Source organism: Pseudomonas sp. LBUM1670 (assembly GCF_059695695.1).
The window spans coordinates 3,541,898-3,564,214 of the sequence record NZ_CP166783.1 but is presented as its reverse complement, the minus strand read 5'-3'; the positions used below and the strand labels follow the sequence as shown (position 1 = coordinate 3,564,214).

The window sequence follows — 22,317 nt, the reverse complement described above, 5'->3', positions numbered from 1 at the left end:
GTATCGGACATGGCTACTATAAATGGTGATGACGGCGCCAATGTTTTGACCGGAACCTCGCTCAGCGACAGCCTCAACGGCTTGGGCGGCAACGATACGCTGAACGGTAACAACGGGAACGACATCCTGGACGGCGGATCCGGTAACGACTTGCTGATCGGTGGGCGCGGCGACGATAGCTACCGTTATGGCAGCGGCTACGGCAACGATGTGATCGATAACAGCGGTGGCCTGGCGGCTGATCTCGACAGCATCCGACTCGGTAATCTCAACGCCAGTCAGATCCGCTTGAGCCGTGTGGGTAACGACCTGGTGTTGACCGTCCTCGCCAGTGGCGAGACCCTCACCGTCAGCCAGCATTTCCTCGATGCCGACCATACTATTGACCGTATTCAGTTCGCCGACGGTGCGAGCTGGAACAGCAGCGCCATCCTCAGCAACCTCTATTACCCGCCAGTCACCCCGACCGCAGGTGCCGACCTCATCAACGGCAACCCCGACGACGACGTGCTGCAAGGTCTGGGCGGCAATGACACGTTGTTCGGCAATGGCGGCAACGACCTGCTCGATGGCGGTAGCGGTGCGGACCGCCTGGAAGGTGGCCTCGGCAATGACACCTACCTGGTCGACGACCTCGGCGATGTCGTCGTGGAGGCTGCCAACAGCGGGGAGGACACGGTACGAGCGAGCATCAACTACACCCTGGGCGGCAATGTCGAACGCTTGACCTTGCTGGGCGACAGCCATCTCAATGGCACCGGAAACACCTTGGGCAACACCCTGATTGGCAATAGCGGAAACAACCTGCTCGATGGTGGTAGCGGCAATGACACGATCCAGGGCGGTGCTGGTAACGACAGCCTGATCGGTGGCTTGGGAAACGACACCCTCTCCGGGGACGAGGACGACGACCAGCTGGATGGCGGTGCTGGTATTGACAGCCTACAAGGCGGTGCCGGTAATGACACGCTGCTGGGTGGCGCTGATAACGACAGCCTGTCCGGCGGCGACGGCAACGATATGCTCGATGGCGGCGCCGGCACTGACATCATGGCCGGTGAAAGCGGTGATGACATCTACATTGTTGCTCAAGCGGCCGATACCGTGAGCGAATCCGCTGGCGCCGGCGTTGACACGGTCCGCGCATCCATCGCCTACACCCTCGGCGCCAACCTGGAAAACCTCGAATTGACGGGTACCGCCAGTCTGGCCGGCACCGGCAACGATCTCGACAACCGCCTGACCGGCAACAGTGGCGGCAACACCCTCAACGGTGGAGCCGGCAACGACTGGCTAGCGGGGCGGCAGGGCAGTGACACTTATTTCTATGGCCAGGGGCAGGGCAACGACGTCATCGACAACAGCGGTGGCCTGGCCGCTGACCTCGACAGCATCCGACTCGGAAATCTCAACGCCAGCCAGATCCGCTTGACCCGTGTGGGCAACGATCTGGTGCTGACCGTCCTCGCCAGCGGCGAGACCCTCACCGTCAGCCAGCATTTCCTCGACGCCGACCATGCCGTTGACCGTATTCAGTTCGCCGACGGTGCGAACTGGAACAGCAGCGCCATCCTCAGCAACCTCTATTACTCGCCAGCCACCCCGACCGCAGGAGCCGACGTCATCAACGGCAACCCTGACGACGATGTGCTGCAAGGCCTGCGCGGCAATGACACGTTGTTCGGCAATGGCGGCAACGACCTGCTCGATGGCGGTAGCGGTGCGGACCGCCTGGAAGGTGGTCTCGGCAATGACACCTACCTGGTCGACGACCTCGGCGATGTCGTCGTGGAGGCTGCCAACAGTGGGGAGGACACGGTACAAGCGAGCATCGACTACACCCTGGGCGGTAATGTCGAACGCCTGACCCTGCTGGGCGGCGACCATCTCAATGGCACCGGCAATACCCTGGCCAACACCTTGATTGGCAATAGCGGAAACAACCTGCTGGACGGCGGTGATGGCATTGACAACCTGCAAGGTGGTGCCGGTAACGACACTCTGTTGGGCGGCGCAGGTAACGACAGCCTGTCCGGCGGCGACGGCAACGATGTGCTCGATGGCGGTGCAGGCAATGACAGCATGGCCGGTGGTGCCGGCGATGATCTCTATCTGATCGCCCAGACTGGGGATAGCGTCAGCGAGGCGTCGGGTGAGGGGACCGACACGGTCCGTGCGTCCATCGCCTACAGCCTCGGTGCGAACCTGGAAAACCTCGAACTGACCGGCACTGGCAACCTGGCGGGCACCGGCAACGAACTCGACAACCGCCTGACCGGCAACAGTGGTCGCAACACCCTCAGCGGGGGTGTCGGCAATGACTTGCTGGCGGGGCGCCAGGGTAACGATACCTATGTCTATGGCCTGAACTTCGGCCACGACGTGATCGACAACAGCGGCGGGCTGGCTGCCGACGTCGATACGTTGCAGCTGTCCGGCCTCAACCCTACCGACGTGCGTTTCCTGCGTAGCGGTAATGACCTGGTGATGCTGGTGACCGGCACGCTCGAGACGCTCACGGTCAAGGGCTTCTATCTGGGGGCGGACTTCGAGATCGACCGCGTCCAATTTGCCAATGGCACGCTGTGGAACAGGACGACCCTGCTCGCCAATGTGCAGGCGGGTGCCACCAACGGGGCGGATGTGCTCTTTGGCAGTAATGGCGATGACGTTATCCAGGCGCTGGCCGGCAACGACCAGATCCGTGCACTCGGCGGCAACGACACACTGGATGGTGGTACCGGTGACGACGCCCTGTTCGGCGGCACGGGGGACGATCTCTATGTGGTCGACAGCTCGGGCGACCAGGTCAACGAACTGTTGGACGAGGGCAACGACACGGTCCAGTCCTCGATCAGCTACACGCTGGGCAGCCATGTCGAGAACCTGACATTGACGGGCTCGGCGAACCTCGACGGCACGGGAAACGCTGGTGCCAACCAGCTCCTGGGCAACGGCGGCAACAACCAGCTCAACGGCGGTGCCGACGATGACAGCCTTGATGGAGGGGCGGGCGACGACACCTTGCGTGGCGAGGATGGCGACGACTTGATACAGGGCGGTGGCGGCGTGGACTTCCTCTGGGGCGGTGCTGGCGACGATATTCTGGTCGCCGGAAACAGCCAGACCGGCAGTTTTCTTCTGGGCGAGGCGGGCCACGATACGCTCGATGCACGCAACCTGAGCAACAGCGGTGGCTATGTAAATTTGATCGGTGGAGCCGGGAGCGACACCTACCTGGTTGACGGCAGCGGTGACGTCTCCATCAGTGATGACAACGCACTGGGCCAGCTCAACATCGTGCAGTTCGCAGCTGGCATCAATCCAAACGATCTGCACTTCGTAAGACCGGTGGACAGCATCAATGAAGCTGGCAACCTGGTGATCGAGTTCCCTAATGGTCATCGCCTGTTCATTGGCATCATGGGATTTCCCTATCCACAGGACACCGGGGAAGGCTTCGGCGTGCAGGAGTTCCGCTTCGCCGATGGCACAGTGTGGAATCGCACCGAAATCCAGCAACGTGCAGGCTGGTATTTCGGTACCAGCCAGAACGACATCATCACGGGTAGCGATGGTCACGACTACATGCATGGTTCGGTAGGCGCTGACCAGCTAAATGGTCTCGCAGGCAATGACTTCCTGAACGGCTGGGATGGTAACGACGCGCTGTTCGGTGACGACGGCAATGATTTGGTGAGTGGCAGTTTCGGGGACGATACCGTCAGCGGCGGTGCCGGCGATGACCAACTGCTCGGCGGCGACGGCAACGATATTCTCTCCGGCGACAGCGGCAATGATGTGTACCGCTATTTCCTCGGGCATGGCGCGGACACCGTGGACAACCGCAGCGCCGCCTTGGGGGATCTCGACACCATCCTGTTCGACAGCCCCATACTGCCCGCCCAAGTGACCGTCAGCCGGGTCGACGATGACCTGGTGCTGACCCTGAATGCCAGCGACAGCATCACCATCCTTGACTACTTCCTCGGTGGGGTGGCTCAGGTCGACGAGATACGCTTTGGCAATGGCACGGTCTGGTCCCCCGCGACCGTCCTCGCCATGTTCAACTCGCCACCTGGCTCGACCGACGACAGTGTGACCACCGACGAAGATACGCCGCTGCTGTTGCAGGCGAGCGACTTCGGCAACTACAGCGACACCGACAGCGACCCGCTGGCCGTCGTGAAGATCACCGCATTGCCGCAGGCCGGCAGCCTGCAGTATCACAACGGCAGCGCGTGGGTGGCAGTCGCCCTGGGCCAGGAAATCAGCCGGGCCGACCTCGACGCCGGCAAGCTTCAGTTCGTGCCGGCGCAGGATGCCAATGGCTCGGGTTACGCAAGCATCGGCTTCACCGTGGGCGATGGCGAAACTTTCGCGCTCGCAGGCAACACGCTGACGGTCAACGTCACCGCAGTCAACGATGCGCCGCTTGGCAGTCCGACCACGCTCTTGGCAGATGGCACCGAGGACACGCCTTACGTATTCACCAACGCCGAACTGCTGGCCGGTTTCACCGATGTGGATGGCGACGTCCTGTCCGTCGCCAACCTGAGCGCCGACAACGGTAGCCTGGTCGACAACGGCGACGGGAGTTGGACCTTCATGCCAGCTGCCAACTACTACGGGCCAGTCAACCTCGATTATCGGGTGGTCGATGGCAATGGCAGCTCGGTCGCGGCTTCCCTGGGCTTCAATCTGGCGGAGGTGAACGATGCACCAACCCTGCAGACTCCTATTGCAAACCAGCTCAGTGGGCTGGGGCAGTCCTTCACCTATACCTTGCCGGCCAATACGTTTACCGATGTGGATGTGGGCGACAGCCTGACACTAAGTGCCTCGCTGGCCGGTGGGGACCCCTTGCCATCCTGGCTCAGCTTCGATGTGGCGAGTCGCACCTTCAGCGGCACACCGCCGGCGGGGACGCTGCTCGGCGCCATCGACATCAGCGTCACCGCCACCGATGCCGGTGCGCTCTCGGTCAGTGACGTTTTCAGGCTGAATCTGCTCAACACCATCATCGGTACGCCCAACGCCGACGTGCTCAACGGCAGCGTGGTCGACGATGCGATCTTCGGGCTGGCGAACAATGACACGCTGTACGGCTTTGGCGGCAACGACCTGCTCGATGGCGGCAGCGGCTACGACTACCTCTTCGGTGGCCAGGGCAACGACTCGCTGCTGGCGGGTAATGACGCCGACGGCAGCCAGCTCTATGGCGAGGACGGCGACGACACGCTGAGCGGCAGCGGCGGCAACGACCAACTGTTTGGTGGCAATGGCAACGACACGCTCGACGCTGGCAGCGGCAACGACTATCTGGATGGTGGGTACGGTAGCGATGTGCTGCATGGCGGTGACGGCAATGACTTCCTGGTTAAAAACGACGGGGGTCTGCTCACTACCAATACCATCGATGCGGGCGCCAGTGACGACACGATCAATATCTACCAAAGCAACGCCGGCTCCATCACCACGGTCAGCGGCGGCAGCGGACGTGACACTTACATGCTGCAGCCTGGCTCCACCGGCCAGCTGCGCGCCAGCGACTTCGCTCCCGGCGCCAGTGGCGACCTCCTCAACATCAACAACCTGCTGCTCAGCAGCAGCGGCTACAGCGGTGGCAACCCGTTCGACCCGGTGCTGGGTTACCTGCGCCTGGTGCAGCAAGGCGCCGACACCTTGCTGCAATGGGACCAGAATGGCACCGCCTCCGGGGGAGCCGGCTGGAATACCGTCATCACCCTACAGAACACCAACGCCACGGCGCTGACGACCGAGAACTTCACGCCGGCAGCGCCGCCGGACGGCAGTTCGGTAGGCCTGACGCTGAACGGCACGCCGAACGCCGACGTGCTCAATGGCAGCGTGGTCGACGATGCGATCTTCGGGCTGGCGAACAATGACACGCTGTACGGCTTTGGCGGCAACGACCTGCTCGACGGAGGCAGCGGCTACGACTACCTCTTCGGTGGCCAGGGCAACGACACGCTGCTGGCGGGTAGTGACGCCGACGGCAGCCAGCTCTATGGCGAGGACGGCGACGATACGCTGAGCGGCAGCGGCGGCAACGACCAACTGTTTGGTGGCAATGGCAACGACACGCTCGACGCTGGCAGCGGCAACGACTATCTGGATGGTGGGTACGGTAGCGATGTGCTGCATGGTGGTGACGGCAATGACTTCCTGGTTAAAAACGACGGGGGTCTGCTCACTACCAATACCATCGATGCGGGCGCCAGTGACGACACGATCAATATCTACCAAAGCAACGCCGGCTCCATCACCACGGTCAGCGGCGGCAGCGGACGCGACACTTACATGCTGCAGCCTGGCTCCATCGGCCAGTTGCGCGCCAGCGACTTCGCTCCCGGCGCGAGTGGCGACATCCTCAACATCAACAACCTGCTGCTCAGCAGCAGCGGCTACAGCGGTGGCAATCCGTTCGATCCGGCGCAGGGTTATCTGCGCCTGGTGCAGCAAGGCGCCGACACCTTGCTGCAATGGGACCAGAATGGCACCGCCTCCGGGGGAGCCGGCTGGAATACCGTCATCACCCTACAGAACACCAACGCCACGGCGCTGACGACCGAGAACTTCACGCCGGCAGCGCCGCCGGACGGCAGTTCGGTAGGCCTGACGCTGAACGGCACGCCGAACGCCGACGTGCTCAATGGCAGCGTGGTCGACGATGCGATCTTCGGGCTGGCGAACAATGACACGCTGTACGGCTTTGGCGGCAACGACCTGCTCGACGGAGGCAGCGGCTACGACTACCTCTTCGGTGGCCAGGGCAACGACACGCTGCTGGCGGGTAGTGACGCCGACGGCAGCCAGCTCTATGGCGAGGACGGCGACGATACGCTGACCGGCAGCGGCGGCAACGACCAACTGTTTGGTGGCAATGGCAACGACACGCTCGACGCTGGCAGCGGCAACGACTATCTGGATGGTGGGTACGGTAGCGATGTGCTGCATGGCGGTGACGGCAATGACTTCCTGGTTAAAAACGACGGGGGTCTGCTCACTACCAATACCATCGATGCGGGCGCCAGTGACGACACGATCAATATCTACCAAAGCAACGCCGGCTCCATCACCACGGTCAGCGGCGGCAGCGGACGCGACACTTACATGCTGCAGCCTGGCTCCATCGGCCAGTTGCGCGCCAGCGACTTCGCTCCCGGCACGAGTGGCGACATCCTCAACATCAACAACCTGCTGCTCAGCAGCAGCGGCTACAGCGGTGGCAATCCGTTCGATCCGGCGCAGGGTTATCTGCGCCTGGTGCAGCAAGGCGCCGACACCTTGCTGCAATGGGACCAGAATGGCACCGCCTCCGGGGGAGCCGGCTGGAATACCGTCATCACCCTACAGAACACCAACGCCACGGCGCTGACGACCGAGAACTTTACTCCCTCGACAAGCATCACCACCATCGAGGTGGTGGTGCTCAACGCAGCCCCAGTGCTGATCTCCCCGCTGGCCGACCAGTCGGCGTCCGAGGACGCCGGGTTCAACTTCACGGTGCCGGCCGCCACTTTCGCCGACCCCGACGCCGGCGACACCCTCAGCTACAGCGCCACCTTGGCCAACGGTTCGCCGCTGCCTGCCTGGCTGAGCTTCGATGCCAATACCCGCACTTTCAATGGCACTCCAGCCCAGGTCGATGTGGGGGTTATCGACTTGCGCGTCACCGCCACCGACGCCGCGGGCCTGTCGGCCAACGACCTGTTCACGCTGACGGTGAGCAATGTCAACGATCCTCCCAGCGGCAGCCCGACCACGGTCCTGTCTGCCGGCACCGAGGACACGTCTTACGTCTTCACCGCTGCCCAGTTGTTGGCGGGCTTCAGCGATGTAGATGGCGACAGCCTGTCCATCGCCAACCTCAGTAGCAGCCACGGCAGCCTGATGGATAACGGCAACGGCGGCTGGACCTTCACACCGGATGTCAACTACAACGGACCGGTCAGCCTCGGGTATTCCGTGGTGGACGGGAATGGTGGTTCCATCGCCGCGTCGCTGGGTTTTAACCTGGCGGCGGTGAACGATGCGCCGACCCTACAGGTTCCTCTTGCCAACCAACTCAACGGGTTGGGGCGCGCCTTCAGCTATACCCTGGCGGCCAACACCTTTGCCGATGTGGATGTCGGCGACAGCCTGATGCTCAGCGCCACATTGGCCGGTGGTGACCCCTTGCCAGCCTGGCTGAGTTTCGATGCGGTGAGCCACACTTTCAGTGGCACACCGCCGGCGGGGACGGTGGTGGGGGGTATCGGTATCGTCGTGACCGCCACGGATTCGGGCGGGCTTTCGATCAGTGCGGGATTCAGCCTGAATCTGCTCGGCGCGATTATCGGCACGCCGAATGCCGACGTGTTGAATGGCAGCGTGGTGGCGGATGCGATCTATGGGCTGGCGGGGAGTGACCAGCTGTTTGGTTTTGGCGGTGATGACCTGCTCGATGGTGGGGAAAACTCTGACACTCTCTACGGTGGCCAAGGTAATGACACCTTGTTGGCGGGTAATGACGCTAGCGGCAACTACCTCAATGGCGAGGATGGCAACGACACGTTGGTTGGCGGCAGTGGTAATGACATTCTGTATGGTGGGGCCGGTAGTGACGTGTTACGGGGAGGAGACGGCAATGACACCTTGTATGACGCTGACTTCTCCGGCTTGGTCGTCAACAACAGCCTGGACGCGGGCGCAGGCAATGACACGATTGAAGTTTTTCACTACAACAGCGGCTCCGTTACCACTGTCAGCGGTGGAGCCGGGCGTGACACCTATTTCTTGCGAGCCGGTAGTCAGGGACAACTGGTTGCCAGCGACTTCACCTCCGGTAGCGCTGGCGACATCCTCAGCATCAATGAGCTGCTGACCAGCAGCAGCGGCTACAGCGGAGGCAACCCCTTCGACCCGGCGCTCGGTTACCTGCGCCTGGTGCAGCAGGGCGCGGATACCCAGCTGCAGTGGGACCAGAACGGCACGGCGGCGGGTGGCGACGGTTGGCGGACCATCATTACCCTGCAGAACACCCCGGCCAGCACCCTGACCCTCGAGAACTTCGCGCCAGCGGCGCCGCCGGATGGCAGTGCGGTGGGGCTGACCCTGATCGGCACGCCGAATGCCGACGTGCTGAATGGCAGCGTGGTGGCGGATGCGATCTATGGGCTGGCGGGGAGTGACCAGCTGTTTGGTTTTGGCGGTGATGACCTGCTCGATGGTGGGGAAAACTCTGACACTCTCTACGGTGGCCAAGGTAATGACACCTTGTTGGCGGGTAATGACGCTATCGGCAACTACCTCAATGGCGAGGATGGCAACGACACGTTGGTTGGCGGCAGTGGTAATGACATTCTGTATGGTGGGGCCGGTAGTGACGTGTTACGGGGAGGAGACGGCAATGACACCTTGTATGACGCTGACTTCTCCGGCTTGGTCGTCAACAACAGCCTGGACGCGGGCGCAGGCAATGACACGATTGAAGTTTTTCACTACAACAGCGGCTCCGTTACCACTGTCAGCGGTGGAGCCGGGCGTGACACCTATTTCTTGCGAGCCGGTAGTCAGGGACAACTGGTTGCCAGCGACTTCACCTCCGGTAGCGCTGGTGACATCCTCAGCATCAATGAGCTGCTGACCAGCAGCAGCGGCTACAGCGGAGGCAACCCCTTCGACCCGGCGCTCGGTTACCTGCGCCTGGTGCAGCAGGGCGCGGATACCCAGCTGCAGTGGGACCAGAACGGCACGGCGGCGGGTGGCGACGGCTGGCGGACCATCATTACCCTGCAGAACACCCCGGCCAGCACCCTGACCCTCGAGAACTTCGCGCCAGCGGCGCCGCCGGATGGCAGTGCGGTGGGGCTGACCCTGATCGGCACGCCGAATGCCGACGTGCTGAATGGCAGCGTGGTGGCGGATGCGATCTATGGGCTGGCGGGGAGTGACCAGCTGTTTGGTTTTGGCGGTGATGACCTGCTCGATGGTGGGGAAAACTCTGACACTCTCTACGGTGGCCAAGGTAATGACACCTTGTTGGCGGGTAATGACGCTATCGGCAACTACCTCAATGGCGAGGATGGCAACGACACGTTGGTTGGCGGCAGTGGTAATGACATTCTGTATGGTGGGGCCGGTAGTGACGTGTTAAGGGGAGGAGACGGCAATGACACCTTGTATGACGCTGACTTCTCCGGCTTGGTCGTCAACAACAGCCTGGACGCGGGCGCAGGCAATGACACGATTGAAGTTTTTCACTACAACAGCGGCTCCGTTACCACTGTCAGCGGTGGAGCCGGGCGTGACACCTATTTCTTGCGAGCCGGTAGTCAGGGACAACTGGTTGCCAGCGACTTCACCTCCGGTAGCGCTGGCGACATCCTCAGCATCAATGAGCTGCTTACCAGCAGCAGCGGCTACAGCGGAGGCAACCCCTTCGACCCGGCGCTCGGTTACCTGCGCCTGGTGCAGCAGGGCGCGGATACCCAGCTGCAGTGGGACCAGAACGGCACGGCGGCGGGTGGCGACGGTTGGCGGACCATCATTACCCTGCAGAACACCCCGGCCAACAGCCTGACCCTCGACAACTTCGCACCGGCCACCAGCATTACAGTTATTGAGGTGGTAAACCTGAACGCCCCGCCGGTCGTCAGCATTCCACTGAGTGATCAGACGGCCAGCGAGGATGCCGCATTCAGTTTCACCGTACCGGCCGGTGCGTTCAGCGACCCAAATGTGGGCGATAACCTGAGTTACAGCGCCAGCCTGGCTGACGGCAACCCGCTGCCGAGCTGGCTGAGCTTCAATGCCGCCAGCCACACCTTCAGCGGCACGCCGGGCAATGCAGAGGTAGGCAGCCTGAACATCCGGGTGACCGCCACCGACAGTGGCAACCTCAGCGCCAGCGATGTCTTCATTCTGAACATCGGCAACACCAATGACGCCCCTAACATTAGCGGCCCGGTAAGCCTGGCGGACGGCGTGGAGGATCAGAGCTACACCCTGACCGCCGCACATCTGCTGGCCCATGCCAGTGATATCGATGGCGATACGCTCAGCGTGCAGAGCGTTGCCGTCGCCCCGGCCGATGGCAGTCTTACCGACAATGGCGATGGCAGCTGGACCTTCAGCCCTGCGACTAATCGCAACGGTGCGGTCAACTTCGCAGTGGTGATCACCGATGGCATCGCCACGGTCTCGACCGCCGCAAGCCTGAACCTGGCGCCGGTCAATGATGCCCCCACCGGCAACGTCACCCTGTCCGGCACGGCCCTGGAAGGACAGACGCTGACCGCCAGCCACTCGCTGGCCGACGCCGATGGCCTGGGCGTGGTTGGTTACCAGTGGCAGACCTCCACCGATGGCGCCAACTGGAGCGACCTTGCCGGCGCCACTGCGGCCAGCCTGGCTCTCGGGTCGACGTTGATCGGCCTGCAGGTTCGCGTGCTGGCCAGTTACACCGATGGTGGCGGTACCCGGGAGTCCGTCGCCAGCAGTCCGACCGCCGGGATTGCACAATTGCTCAACCCCATCAACGGTACGGAAGGCAGTGACAACCCGCTGCTTGGTACGGAGGGCGCCGATCTTATTCGCGCCAGAGCGGGCAACGATGTCGTCCAGGCGCGTTCAGGGGACGACACGGTGTTCGGCGAGGACGGTAACGACACCCTCTTCGGCGAGGACGGCAACGACAGCCTCGACGGCGGCAGCGGCTTTAACCAGCTGTTCGGCGGCAATGGCAACGACACCCTGCGCCTCGGCACGGGTGCCGGCGACGGCAGCTATGCCTTTGGTGGCACGGGCAATGACCTGCTGATTGCCAACGGGCTGGCCAACACTTCCGCGGTCACGCTTGCCGGCGACAGTGGCAGCGATACCTACCGCTTCGATGGCAGCGGCAATGTCTCGCTGTCCGACTACGTGAACACCACGACGGCCGGCGACTTCAACCGGCTCGAACTGGCGGCCGGCATCACCCCGGCCAGCGTCACGGTCAGCGGCGACGGCAACAGCGTCACCCTGGGCTTCGCCACGGGCAAGACCCTGCACCTGTCGAACCAGTTGCTGGCCAACCAGTCCAGTGACAACCCCAACCAATACGGCGTGCAGGAGGTGCGCTTCAGTGACGGCACGGTGTGGAATCGGCAACAACTGCGCGAACTGGGCGGCTACTTTATCGGCAGCGATGCGGTCGACGACAGTATCACCACCGGCGCCGGCACTCAGGTTCTCTATGGGCATGGCGGCAATGACAGCCTGGTGGCCGGGGGCGGGGTTGACCAATTGTATGGCGGGCTGGGTAATGATCTGCTGGAGGGCGGTGACGGTAACGACACCCTCTTCGGCGAGGACGGCAACGACAGCCTCGACGGCGGCAGCGGCTTTAACCAGCTGTTCGGCGGCAATGGCAACGACACCCTGCGCCTCGGCACGGGTGCCGGCGACGGCAGCTATGCCTTTGGTGGCACGGGCAATGACCTGCTGATTGCCAACGGGCTGGCCAACACTTCCGCGGTCACGCTTGCCGGCGACAGTGGCAGCGATACCTACCGCTTCGATGGCAGCGGCAATGTCTCGCTGTCCGACTACGTGAACACCACGACGGCCGGCGACTTCAACCGGCTCGAACTGGCGGCCGGCATCACCCCGGCCAGCGTCACGGTCAGCGGCGACGGCAACAGCGTCACCCTGGGCTTCGCCACGGGCAAGACCCTGCACCTGTCGAACCAGTTGCTGGCCAACCAGTCCAGTGACAACCCCAACCAATACGGCGTGCAGGAGGTGCGCTTCAGTGACGGCACGGTGTGGAATCGGCAACAACTGCGCGAACTGGGCGGCTACTTTATCGGCAGCGATGCGGTCGACGACAGTATCACCACCGGCGCCGGCACTCAGGTTCTCTATGGGCATGGCGGCAATGACAGCCTGGTGGCCGGGGGCGGGGTTGACCAATTGTATGGCGGGCTGGGTAATGATCTGCTGGAGGGCGGTGACGGTAACGACACCCTCTTCGGCGAGGACGGCAACGACAGCCTCGACGGCGGCAGCGGCTTCAACCAGCTGTTCGGCGGCAATGGCAACGACACCCTGCGCCTCGGCACGGGTGCCGGCGACGGCAGCTATGCCTTTGGTGGCACGGGCAATGACCTGCTGATTGCCAACGGGCTGGCCAACACTTCCGCGGTCACGCTTGCCGGCGACAGTGGCAGCGATACCTACCGCTTCGATGGCAGCGGCAATGTCTCGCTGTCCGACTACGTGAACACCACGACGGCCGGCGACTTCAACCGGCTCGAACTGGCGGCCGGCATCACCCCGGCCAGCGTCACGGTCAGCGGCGACGGCAACAGCGTCACCCTGGGCTTCGCCACGGGCAAGACCCTGCACCTGTCGAACCAGTTGCTGGCCAACCAGTCCAGTGACAACCCCAACCAATACGGCGTGCAGGAGGTGCGCTTCAGTGACGGCACGGTGTGGAATCGGCAACAACTGCGCGAACTGGGCGGCTACTTTATCGGCAGCGATGCGGTCGACGACAGTATCACCACCGGCGCCGGCACTCAGGTTCTCTATGGGCATGGCGGCAATGACAGCCTGGTGGCCGGGGGTGGGGTTGACCAGTTGTATGGCGGGCTGGGTAATGATCTGTTGGAGGGCGGTGACGGTAACGACACCCTCTTTGGCGAGGACGGCAACGACAGCCTCGACGGCGGCAGCGGCTTTAACCAGCTGTTCGGCGGCAATGGCAACGACACCCTGCGCCTCGGCACGGGTGCCGGCGACGGCAGCTATGCCTTTGGTGGCACGGGCAATGACCTGCTGATTGCCAACGGGCTGGCCAACACTTCCGCGGTCACGCTTGCCGGCGACAGTGGCAGCGATACCTACCGCTTCGATGGCAGCGGCAATGTCTCGCTGTCCGACTACGTGAACACCACGACGGCCGGCGACTTCAACCGGCTCGAACTGGCGGCCGGCATCACCCCGGCCAGCGTCACGGTCAGCGGCGACGGCAACAGCGTCACCCTGGGCTTCGCCACGGGCAAGACCCTGCACCTGTCGAACCAGCTACTGGCCGGCCAGGCCAGCGACAACCCCAACCAGTATGGCGTGCAGGAGGTGCTTTTCAGCGACGGCACGGTGTGGAATCGGCAACAACTGCGCGAACTGGGCGGCTACTTTATCGGCAGCGATGCGGTCGACGACAGTATCACCACCGGCGCCGGCACTCAGGTTCTCTATGGGCATGGCGGCAATGACAGCCTGGTGGCCGGGGGTGGGGTTGACCAGTTGTATGGCGGGCTGGGTAATGATCTGTTGGAGGGCGGTGACGGTAACGACACCCTCTTTGGCGAGGATGGTAACGACACGCTGGATGGTGGCAGCGGCTTCAATCAGCTGTTCGGCGGTAACGGCAACGACATCTTCCGATTCTCCGTAGCTCCCGACTCCAGTACCAGCAACACCGTCAGCGGTTTCTCCAAGGGCTCTGACATCCTGGCTCTGGACAGCTCAGCGTTTCACCTCAACGGCCAACCCATAGACGCGGTGCTGACCAACGTCAGCAACGCGCTGACCGAGCAAGCCGGCAAATACCTGGTGTTCAACCAGAGCAACCAGACGCTCTACTACGACGCCGACGGCACGGCCAATGGCAATGCAGTAGCGGTGGTGACCCTGGCCGGGGTGACGAACCTGGCGGCGAGCGATGTGCAGCTTTTCGCCTAGGTATACGGGGAGTGGGGTGCAAGTGGTCGACCCTCTCCTGTAAACGGGAGAGGGGGGCTCGGCGTGTGGCTCATTGGTCAGCAGCGACGAGAAACCGCTGGCAGGGACGTCATCAGCCTCACTAGAGCGGTCTGGCGCGAGGTGCCCGTTTTCTCGAAGAGGTTGCGAAGATGGGTACGAACGGTGGGAAGCTTCAGGTCCAACGAGTAGCCGATTTCTTCCGGTGACTGCCCGTCCAGTAGAAGCCTTGCGATCCGAACTTCTGCTGGCGAACACCTGTAGAGTGAAGTGAGCCAATACTCTATATCGGTGAAATCTCCTTGATGGGAATCAAAGAGAACAAGTACCCCTTGATCGATCGCGAAGTCTGCTTGCACGCCATGAAACTGCGGCACAGGAATAACCGAAAGGTGGAGATTGCGGCCATTTCTCAGTGAGCGCGTGGTCATGATCCCCGGCTCTGCTCTTGACGCCCTTGAACACTGCCTGGCCGCACTGAAATTTACGCTGCTGGCGCCACGAATGAGTGCTGACAATTTTTGTTGATGGTTGGTGTTGGCACACACCAGGTGTTGTTTCTCGATGCGGATGCAGTGCTCAACGACGAGGAGTGCATTGGCTGCACTGTTGGCATAAATCACTTTTCCGGAACTGCTGCAAACAATCACGGGCTGAGGCAGTTTGTCGATAAAATTCGAGCCGAGTTCAATTTGACCGGCTTGCTGCTGCAGGCGCTGGCCAAGCTTCAAGCTGCGTTGCAAATGAGGTGTGATTCTATTCAACAGTGGAAGGTGTTTTTCCCGGCTGAATGCCTGGGCCTCGTCGAGTAGCCCGAATGAAATATCCACGTTGCTCGAAGTCAGAAGGCTTGTACCTGTTCCATACCTGAAGCCATTCGGAATCAGATAGTCCTGATAGAACTCACTTCTGGAAACATAGCGCTCGTCAAAGTGTTCCTGGCAAAGTATCCAGTTGCCCGGAGAAAGGCTTGAGCTCTTGGCGCCGCGCGGATCGATGGCGCCGTAGTGATCTATGTAGGCTTGGTGAGCAGCGCAAATCCGACGCTCATCCCCTCCACAGTAAGACTCGATGACCTTGCGGGTACGATGGTCGGAAATATAAAGGTGAGCAATTGTGCAGTTTGTCATTTCCGCCAGACGGTTCAGGACAGTGCTCCATTGCGCCATTGACCAGGCTGATTCATAGATGTCCCCGAGGAGCATTTCAAATTGATCAAGGTCCATGTCGCCTATCCTCGAGATCAAAGCTGTCACTGACCAGACATGCTTTGGCAGTATAGGTCTGCACTCGAGGTGTCTGCCCGCTCATGAACCAGAACATTTCATTCAAGCACAACCTTGAGCCGGTACGCCGCTTTCGATTCACGCTAGGCGCTGGCATCGGTTTCATGCTCGTCGGCGAAGGCCATGAGCACCTCCAGATCGAGTACATCCAGCTTGATCCGGGCGATAAAAGCGGAGAAGGCCAGGTTGGCGGCGAGCAGACGCAGATCGGCGGCCCAGGCCGGGAGGTGGACCGGCCCTTGTAGCCAGCCGGACTCAAAGAGCGGGGCCAGGCGTACGGTATCACCCAGGCTGAGGCGCCCGGCGAACAGATGGCCCACCAGTTCTGGTCGGTTGTCGCGGATCGCGATGCGCAGCAGGGTATGAACGCCGAGCAAGCCGGTCAGGTAGGCGGCATCCTTGGTGAACGCCGAACCACCGCGCAGGTCGGCGCCGCGGAAAACCCGCTGGGTCGAGCGGAATGACTCCTCTTGCGACTGACCGGCGGCGAGAAAACCTTCGAACACCTGGATAAAATCGGCGCCATCCAGCGCCTGCTGGACCGCGAGCACGCGCAGGGCAAGGCGGCGCAGACGGTTGATGTCCATGCTGCCGGTGAAGAGTTCGGCCAGGGTGGCGATGCCTTCCTGAGTCTGGGTCGTGCGTGGCGCCCCGAGTCCCAGGCTTTTCAGATTGGGTTGGAGCGCGCCGTTTTGTGCGGTGGCGACATGCACGAAGGCCTCATGCTGCAATAGCTGATTCTTGTCCAGTTCCGAGAACAAGGCGCTGGCACGCAGGCGGATGCGGCTCGCCCCGGCAATGGCCTTGGAGGCCAGGGTCGGATCGAGCACGACCGTGATCCGGCCCGGTCCGAAGAAGCGGTCCAGTTCCGGCTGCATCCAGGCGGCGAAAGCCTCGGCCGGGATCTCTGCCGGGCTCGGTGGAATCCGGGCACCGCCCAGAAGGGCGTCGGTGGTCTTGAGGAAGAATTGAGCGGCGTCCAGCATGCTCAGCTTTTGGCTCGGATAGTAGAAGTCCGGGCGCCGGTACAGCGCGGACGAATACTGAGTAAAGGCGGGGGTACCAATGGCACCGAGCATACGTCCAGCCGTGGCATAGCTACGTGCTGTCATGGCGAGGTAGTTCCCGGCCGGATGCCCCTCATCGCAACGGCCAATAAAGGCTTCCAAAGCAGCAATGTCGGCGCTGTGATCGCGCGGGAGCAGTTCGACCTTGGGCAGTTCTGCACGCCCGGCGCGCCAACGCTCCAGGAATAGTTCCTCGACCCCGTCTGGCCAGGCCAGGGCATCTAACACGCGGATCTTGCGGGCCAGACCGGGCAGGGCGGCATCGAGTTCGGACAGGGGCGCGGAGCTCACGGAATTCTCCTTGGGAGAATCAGGATCAATTGCAAAAGCTTAGTCGCTGTCGATGCGTTTCGGTGGGACAGGTCAGGTCGGAACTAAACTTTTCTCTATGCTTCTGGATGCAGGGTCTTGGCCATCCCGGCATGGCAAAACTCAGGGATGGAAATGCTGAACAAGTCTGATGAAAACAACGTGTGGAGCAATGGCCATGTTGCTCGATGTTCACCTTGGATAAAGCGCTTTATAAGCGATCCTTGCGATGAAATCCTCAGAAATCATAGCAAGGGTTCGAGAAAGCTTTTTTACACACTCTGGGCCGATTGCTGTCTGTCACGAATGATCCCGCAGAAGTCCCTCGATCGGCTTTACAGACGCATTCCCATCTCGAATGCACGAGTCTCAAACCCGAACTCTGTGTACATGCGAGCAGCACGTGCATTGAACGGCCAGACAGACTAAATTTCGTGGTGGATCTCCAGCACCCTGAACGTCACTTTTCCGCCCTCGGTGGGATAGCCGGTGTTGTCCTGCACATACGCACCCGCTTTGAAATACAGTGGTTGGGTCTTCCAACTCGGATCAATGGTGGTTCTCCAGTTGTATCCTGCTGCGCTGATGCCCAGCGCGCCCTTCGGGCTGAGGTGGATCAGGTAGGAAAAGTTGCGGTTGAGCGGCACACCCGTCGCAATGGTTATGACCTGGCCCTCTTCATCGTCGGGACGCATGCGCACCTTGGCGACAATGTTTCCAGTCGAACCCGACGTTTTGTACTGGTATTCCAGCTTCACCATGGGGCTGCTGCTGTCCTTGTTGTGGATCTGGCCAATCACGATCTTGCCGGTGCTGGGTACCTGATTGACGGCCAGACTTGCCCGCAGGGTGTTATCCGCCGCTGAATACTGCCAGTTGCGCAGCGTTCCATCGCTATAGGTTTCCCGCAACTCGCTACGCGGGTAAATAGCGTTGGCCGTCCTGGAACCGGTCACAGGTGCCCAGAAGGAAAGGCTATCGGCTTCAGAACTGAAATATTGGTCGTTGAACCCTTGGGCCAGTCGAGGCGTTTCTATGGTGGCAGGTGGGCTGCCTTCAGGGATGCTTAAATTCCAGGTGGCGAGGTCGATCATGTCAAGGATCCTGTATGCGGGGAATGTCGTGGCCACAGTTGCGCTCGGACCCGCGCTATTGAACTGCGTCAATTGTGCGTGCTGATTGTGAAATCCGTATGGCGGTTGATTGACGTCAAATGTTCGTCTGGGGGGCTACTGCAGGCTTTGTGCCTAGGGGGTTAACCGTTAGTCGGCTATTTTGGGAATTGACTGAACGATTGCATGCTGTGAATGGTCGGCCTGGACATAGAAGACGCGAAAAATCTGTTTTTGAATGACCGGCGCGCCACGCCATAAAGGGAGACCGCTCATGAGCGACCGAAACAATTTTGCGATGTTGAGATTTGATCCGGCGTTTGCGTCGTTGCGCGATGGCCTTTCGGTCGCTCAGCAGATTGACGACACACTCTGGGTGGCCAACGACGAAACCACGAGCCTGGAACGCCTGAAAATCCAGGATGCCGCGCCCGGCGATGTCGTTAGGTGCGATGAGCACCAATCGTTTCAGCTCCAGGATTATCTGGATCTGCCCCTGCCGCAGCAAGACGCCGAGATCGATATCGAGGGGTTGGCCTATGTCCACGACAGTGGTTACCTCTGGGTGGTGGGCTCCCATAGCCTGAAGCGAAAGAAGGCCGAGGCCGGCACTCCTGCACAGAAGAATATCAAGCGCCTATCAACGGTTGAGGCGGACGGCAATCGCTTTCTGCTGGCCCGCATCCCTGTGGTACAGCAGGCCGACGGCTATGCACTCGCCAGGAAGGTGGACGCTGATGGACGTACGGCGGCGCAGCTACATGGCAACGAAGTCGGTAACGACCTGACCGAGGCCATTGCTGAAGATCCTCAGCTACGCGACTTCCTGCGTATTCCGGGTAAGGATAACGGCTTCGATATCGAAGGGTTGGCGGTGATCGGCTCGCGCCTTCTGCTGGGGCTGCGTGGACCCGTCCTACGTGGCTGGGCTGTGTTGCTGGAGATCGAACCTGAGCTGAACGACGCCTCGACTGACACGCTGGTGCTCAAGAAGATCGGCCCGGGTGGGCGTCGCTACCGCAAGCACTTCTTCGCGCTAAATGGCCTGGGCTTGCGTGACCTGTGCACTAGCGGTGACGATCTGCTGATCCTGGCGGGTCCCACCATGGAACAGGATGGTCCGGAAGCGGTCTTCCGCTGGCGCGGCGGTTTCGCGTCCGACGAGGAAAGCGTGGTCTTTACGGACCAATTGGAGAAGGTGCTGGAGGTGCCCTTCGGGCAAGGCAACGATCACGCTGAGGGCATGTGTCTGTTCCAATCGGGCGAGCAGCCTGGGGAGGTTCTGCTGATACTCTACGACTCCGCGGCGGAGAGTCGAAAACACGGCGATACGGATGTGGAAGGGGACCTGTTCATCCTGAATTAGCCACGCACCTCGACGTCATCGCGGCCTGTAGATCAGCTTGCATCGGTCACACGTATTGCAATCAGGGAGGGGTCACTATGAACAGAACGTCCTGTGGAAGACCATCCCTTCCGTGTGCTTTTTGTCCTTCTCGTATCCATGATTTCGGCCAGAGACCGGCTGCGTCGGTGGGGCCTTCAGGCCAGACAGATAACCTCAAGGCGACGCACCACCTGACTTAAAGCCAGTATTCCCAGAGTCGCGCCATCTGCTCTTTGGCTCTCACAGCGAGCGAGCGACGCTCCCAGCTTTCTAGCTTGATTTCGTTCGACTTGGCCAGATCAGCCATGAACGCCGCTTGCATTTTTTTTCCAAACCCGGTGCCCAGCACAACGACGTTAACTTCATCGTTGTGCAGGAAGCTGCGCCAATCGAAGTTGGTGGAGCCGACACTCGACCACACGCCATCGATGACTGCAGTCTTGACGTGGAGAAGTGCGTCACGGCGTTCGTAAAGCTTGACGTTGGCCTTCAGCAACTCGCTGTAGTAGGCGCGTCCGGCATGGAGCACCAGCCACGAATCGGTGCTGCTAGGCAGCACCAGCTTGACGTCGACTCCACGTGCTGCCGCCTCCTTGAGTGCCGCCAGCAACTGAGGATCGGGCACAAAGTAGGCGATAGTCAGCCATATCTCCGTTTGCGCGCTATGCAACGCCGAAATCAGCGTGGCATAGATCAGGCTAAACGGCTCATCTGGTGAGCTGCCGATGGCGCGTACCACCTCGCTGCCTTTGCGCTCAGGTGACGGAAAGTAGTGGCGAGCCGCGAGGGGTTCACCTTTCTGGGTAGTCCAGGTTGCGATGAACAGCTTTTGCAGTTCCGCAACCACAGGCCCCTCGACGCGCAAGTCGGTATCGCGCCAAGGCAAATCACCATTTGGGCGAGTCTTCGATTGAGAGCTGAACGAGCCCCCCGAATAGACGCTGCTGATGTTGATCCCGCCGAGAAAGGCAATTCGACCGTCCACTATCAGCAGCTTTCGGTGGTCGCGCTGGTTCACGTCCCAGCCCGCTTTGGCCGTCACCGGATTGACTGGGTTGTACTCCAGCACCTTGATGCCCGTGTCGGTCAATCGAGAGAAAAACGCTGAGGGTGTTCCAAGGGTTCCGACGCTGTCACGGATCAGATTGACCTGTACGCCTTTTTGTTGCTGAGCGATCAGTGCGGCGGCGAAGCGCTGGCCGACTTCATCATCGTCGAGGATGTAGGTCTCCATATTAATGTGGTCGCGCGCAGCTTCCACGGCTTTGATCATCGACTGGTAGGTGGTGGGGCCGTCCTGCAGCAAGTCGACTTTGTTTCCTTCCGTTAGCGGGCTACCGGTGATGGATTCTTCGATCGCGAGGTGCACATCGAAGATGTTGGTTTCTGCGCCGGTGGACTTAAGTCGGTCGAGAATGGCTTTGCTGCGCTCGGCTGACAGAGGTCCGTGTATCCCGTCGAGTTGCACGGGCGCAGAGGGAGCGCGAGCCATATCGGGCACTATCTTCGGCAATGTACTGCAGGAAATCACAAATGCCAGGAGCACAGCCACGCACAGCACCAGAGGAATATAAACACCCTTACATGTGGTTAGAATATTCATTAGGCCCCTCTGGCGAGGACGGTTTCAGCGCTTGATCAGGGAAATCTTCGTTCCCTCAATGCTGACTCCAGCCATTAACCCTTGCTGGTCGAATATGAACGCGTAGGCATCGTCCTTTAGTGTTGAGCTCGACAGATTCTTCGCGACCCCTTCGTCAACCACGACGACGGTTGGCCCCACACCAACTTCCCAGCCCTTGGTCTCACGTACATAATTCACGGCCTTGTCAGTCATCAGGAACACCGCATAACCGTACGATTGGGCGCCTGCCTGCAGCCCCCATGACCCGGTTACGGAGTTGTAGTAGCCCTCCACTTTCGAGCCCTTCATCAACACACCTTCGCCATAGCTGCCACCAAACACAAGGCCGGCCTTGATGATTTTCGGGAAGACAAGCACCGCTTTGGCGTTGTGCGAAATGGTTTCGGCAAATGGAGTGGCCTTGTAAAGAGTTTGCAACGCTTGCCGGGAGTCGGCATTCAGATCCTCGGCGGTTGCCGCACCTGCATTGTTCAGCAGGCTCGCTGATGCCAATGATGCTGTCGCTAGGAAGATCGATAGGAAGAACCGCATTGACTGAGTCATTTTAGTACTCCAATAAGGAAGCATTGGATGGGAGCAGCAGTCAGCGCCTGCGCAAGACAGGATCCGAACCTGCTGAAAGTTATCCGGCGCATCCTAAAGTATGTGAATGGCAAGCTTCGCTCTTGAATGAAACAGGGCCAAGGCAGTTGATGTCGCCCTGCCATCACTTGTTTTGACCACAATGTAGTGGCCGGGTTCGTCGTCAGAGGCT

Annotated in this window: 7 protein-coding genes; 2 read left to right on the top strand and 5 right to left on the bottom strand. The window is 60.9% G+C overall.

The annotated features are described in order from the left end of the window. The first annotated feature begins 9 nt into the window (after nucleotides 1–9). Nucleotides 10–14,739 (top strand): cadherin-like domain-containing protein, encoded by a 14,730-nt coding sequence (locus ACA073_RS16090; RefSeq protein ID WP_497397662.1) that lies wholly within the window; start codon nucleotides 10–12, stop codon nucleotides 14,737–14,739. A gap of 77 nt (nucleotides 14,740–14,816) precedes the next feature. Here the strand turns inward: ACA073_RS16090 and ACA073_RS16085 are convergent, their stop codons facing one another. The 3 genes from ACA073_RS16085 to ACA073_RS16075 all read right to left on the bottom strand — a co-directional run bounded on the left by ACA073_RS16085 (nucleotide 14,817) and on the right by ACA073_RS16075 (nucleotide 18,513). Then, complete coding sequence (locus ACA073_RS16085; RefSeq protein WP_497397660.1) at nucleotides 14,817–15,983, bottom strand: helix-turn-helix transcriptional regulator; 1,167 nt, start codon at nucleotides 15,981–15,983, stop codon at nucleotides 14,817–14,819. Between the two features lie 143 nt (nucleotides 15,984–16,126). After that, complete coding sequence (locus ACA073_RS16080) at nucleotides 16,127–17,401, bottom strand: peptidase MATCAP family protein (RefSeq protein ID WP_497397658.1); 1,275 nt, start codon at nucleotides 17,399–17,401, stop codon at nucleotides 16,127–16,129. Nucleotides 17,402–17,844: 443 nt separating this feature from the next. Next, nucleotides 17,845–18,513, bottom strand: coding sequence for a polysaccharide lyase family 7 protein (locus tag ACA073_RS16075; RefSeq protein ID WP_497397656.1), 669 nt, complete (start codon nucleotides 18,511–18,513; stop codon nucleotides 17,845–17,847). A 292-nt stretch (nucleotides 18,514–18,805) separates the two neighbouring features. Between ACA073_RS16075 and ACA073_RS16070 the strand changes: the two genes are divergently transcribed. Next, nucleotides 18,806–19,897, top strand: coding sequence for a DUF3616 domain-containing protein (locus ACA073_RS16070; protein WP_497397654.1), 1,092 nt, complete (start codon nucleotides 18,806–18,808; stop codon nucleotides 19,895–19,897). Nucleotides 19,898–20,114: 217 nt separating this feature from the next. Here ACA073_RS16070 and cls read toward each other — a convergent pair whose 3' ends face one another. Both cls and ACA073_RS16060 read right to left on the bottom strand, forming a co-directional pair. Continuing rightward, on the bottom strand, nucleotides 20,115–21,521 hold the full coding sequence (cls, locus tag ACA073_RS16065; protein WP_497397652.1) for a cardiolipin synthase: 1,407 nt from the start codon (nucleotides 21,519–21,521) through the stop codon (nucleotides 20,115–20,117). Between the two features lie 24 nt (nucleotides 21,522–21,545). After that, entirely contained in the window at nucleotides 21,546–22,106 is a 561-nt protein-coding gene (locus ACA073_RS16060; RefSeq protein ID WP_497397650.1) for a lipid-binding SYLF domain-containing protein, read from the bottom strand. Nucleotides 22,107–22,317 lie beyond the last annotated feature (211 nt).

What these genes read in the sequence shown, in the direction of transcription:
- ACA073_RS16090 (WP_497397662.1), top strand. Translation starts at nt 10, where the DNA reads ATGGCTACTATAAATGGTGATGACGGCGCCAATGTTTTGACCGGAACC.
- ACA073_RS16085 (WP_497397660.1), bottom strand. Translation starts at nt 15,983, where the DNA reads ATGGACCTTGATCAATTTGAAATGCTCCTCGGGGACATCTATGAATCA.
- ACA073_RS16075 (WP_497397656.1), bottom strand. Translation starts at nt 18,513, where the DNA reads ATGATCGACCTCGCCACCTGGAATTTAAGCATCCCTGAAGGCAGCCCA.
- ACA073_RS16070 (WP_497397654.1), top strand. Translation starts at nt 18,806, where the DNA reads ATGAGCGACCGAAACAATTTTGCGATGTTGAGATTTGATCCGGCGTTT.
- cls (WP_497397652.1), bottom strand. Translation starts at nt 21,521, where the DNA reads ATGAATATTCTAACCACATGTAAGGGTGTTTATATTCCTCTGGTGCTG.
- ACA073_RS16060 (WP_497397650.1), bottom strand. Translation starts at nt 22,106, where the DNA reads ATGACTCAGTCAATGCGGTTCTTCCTATCGATCTTCCTAGCGACAGCA.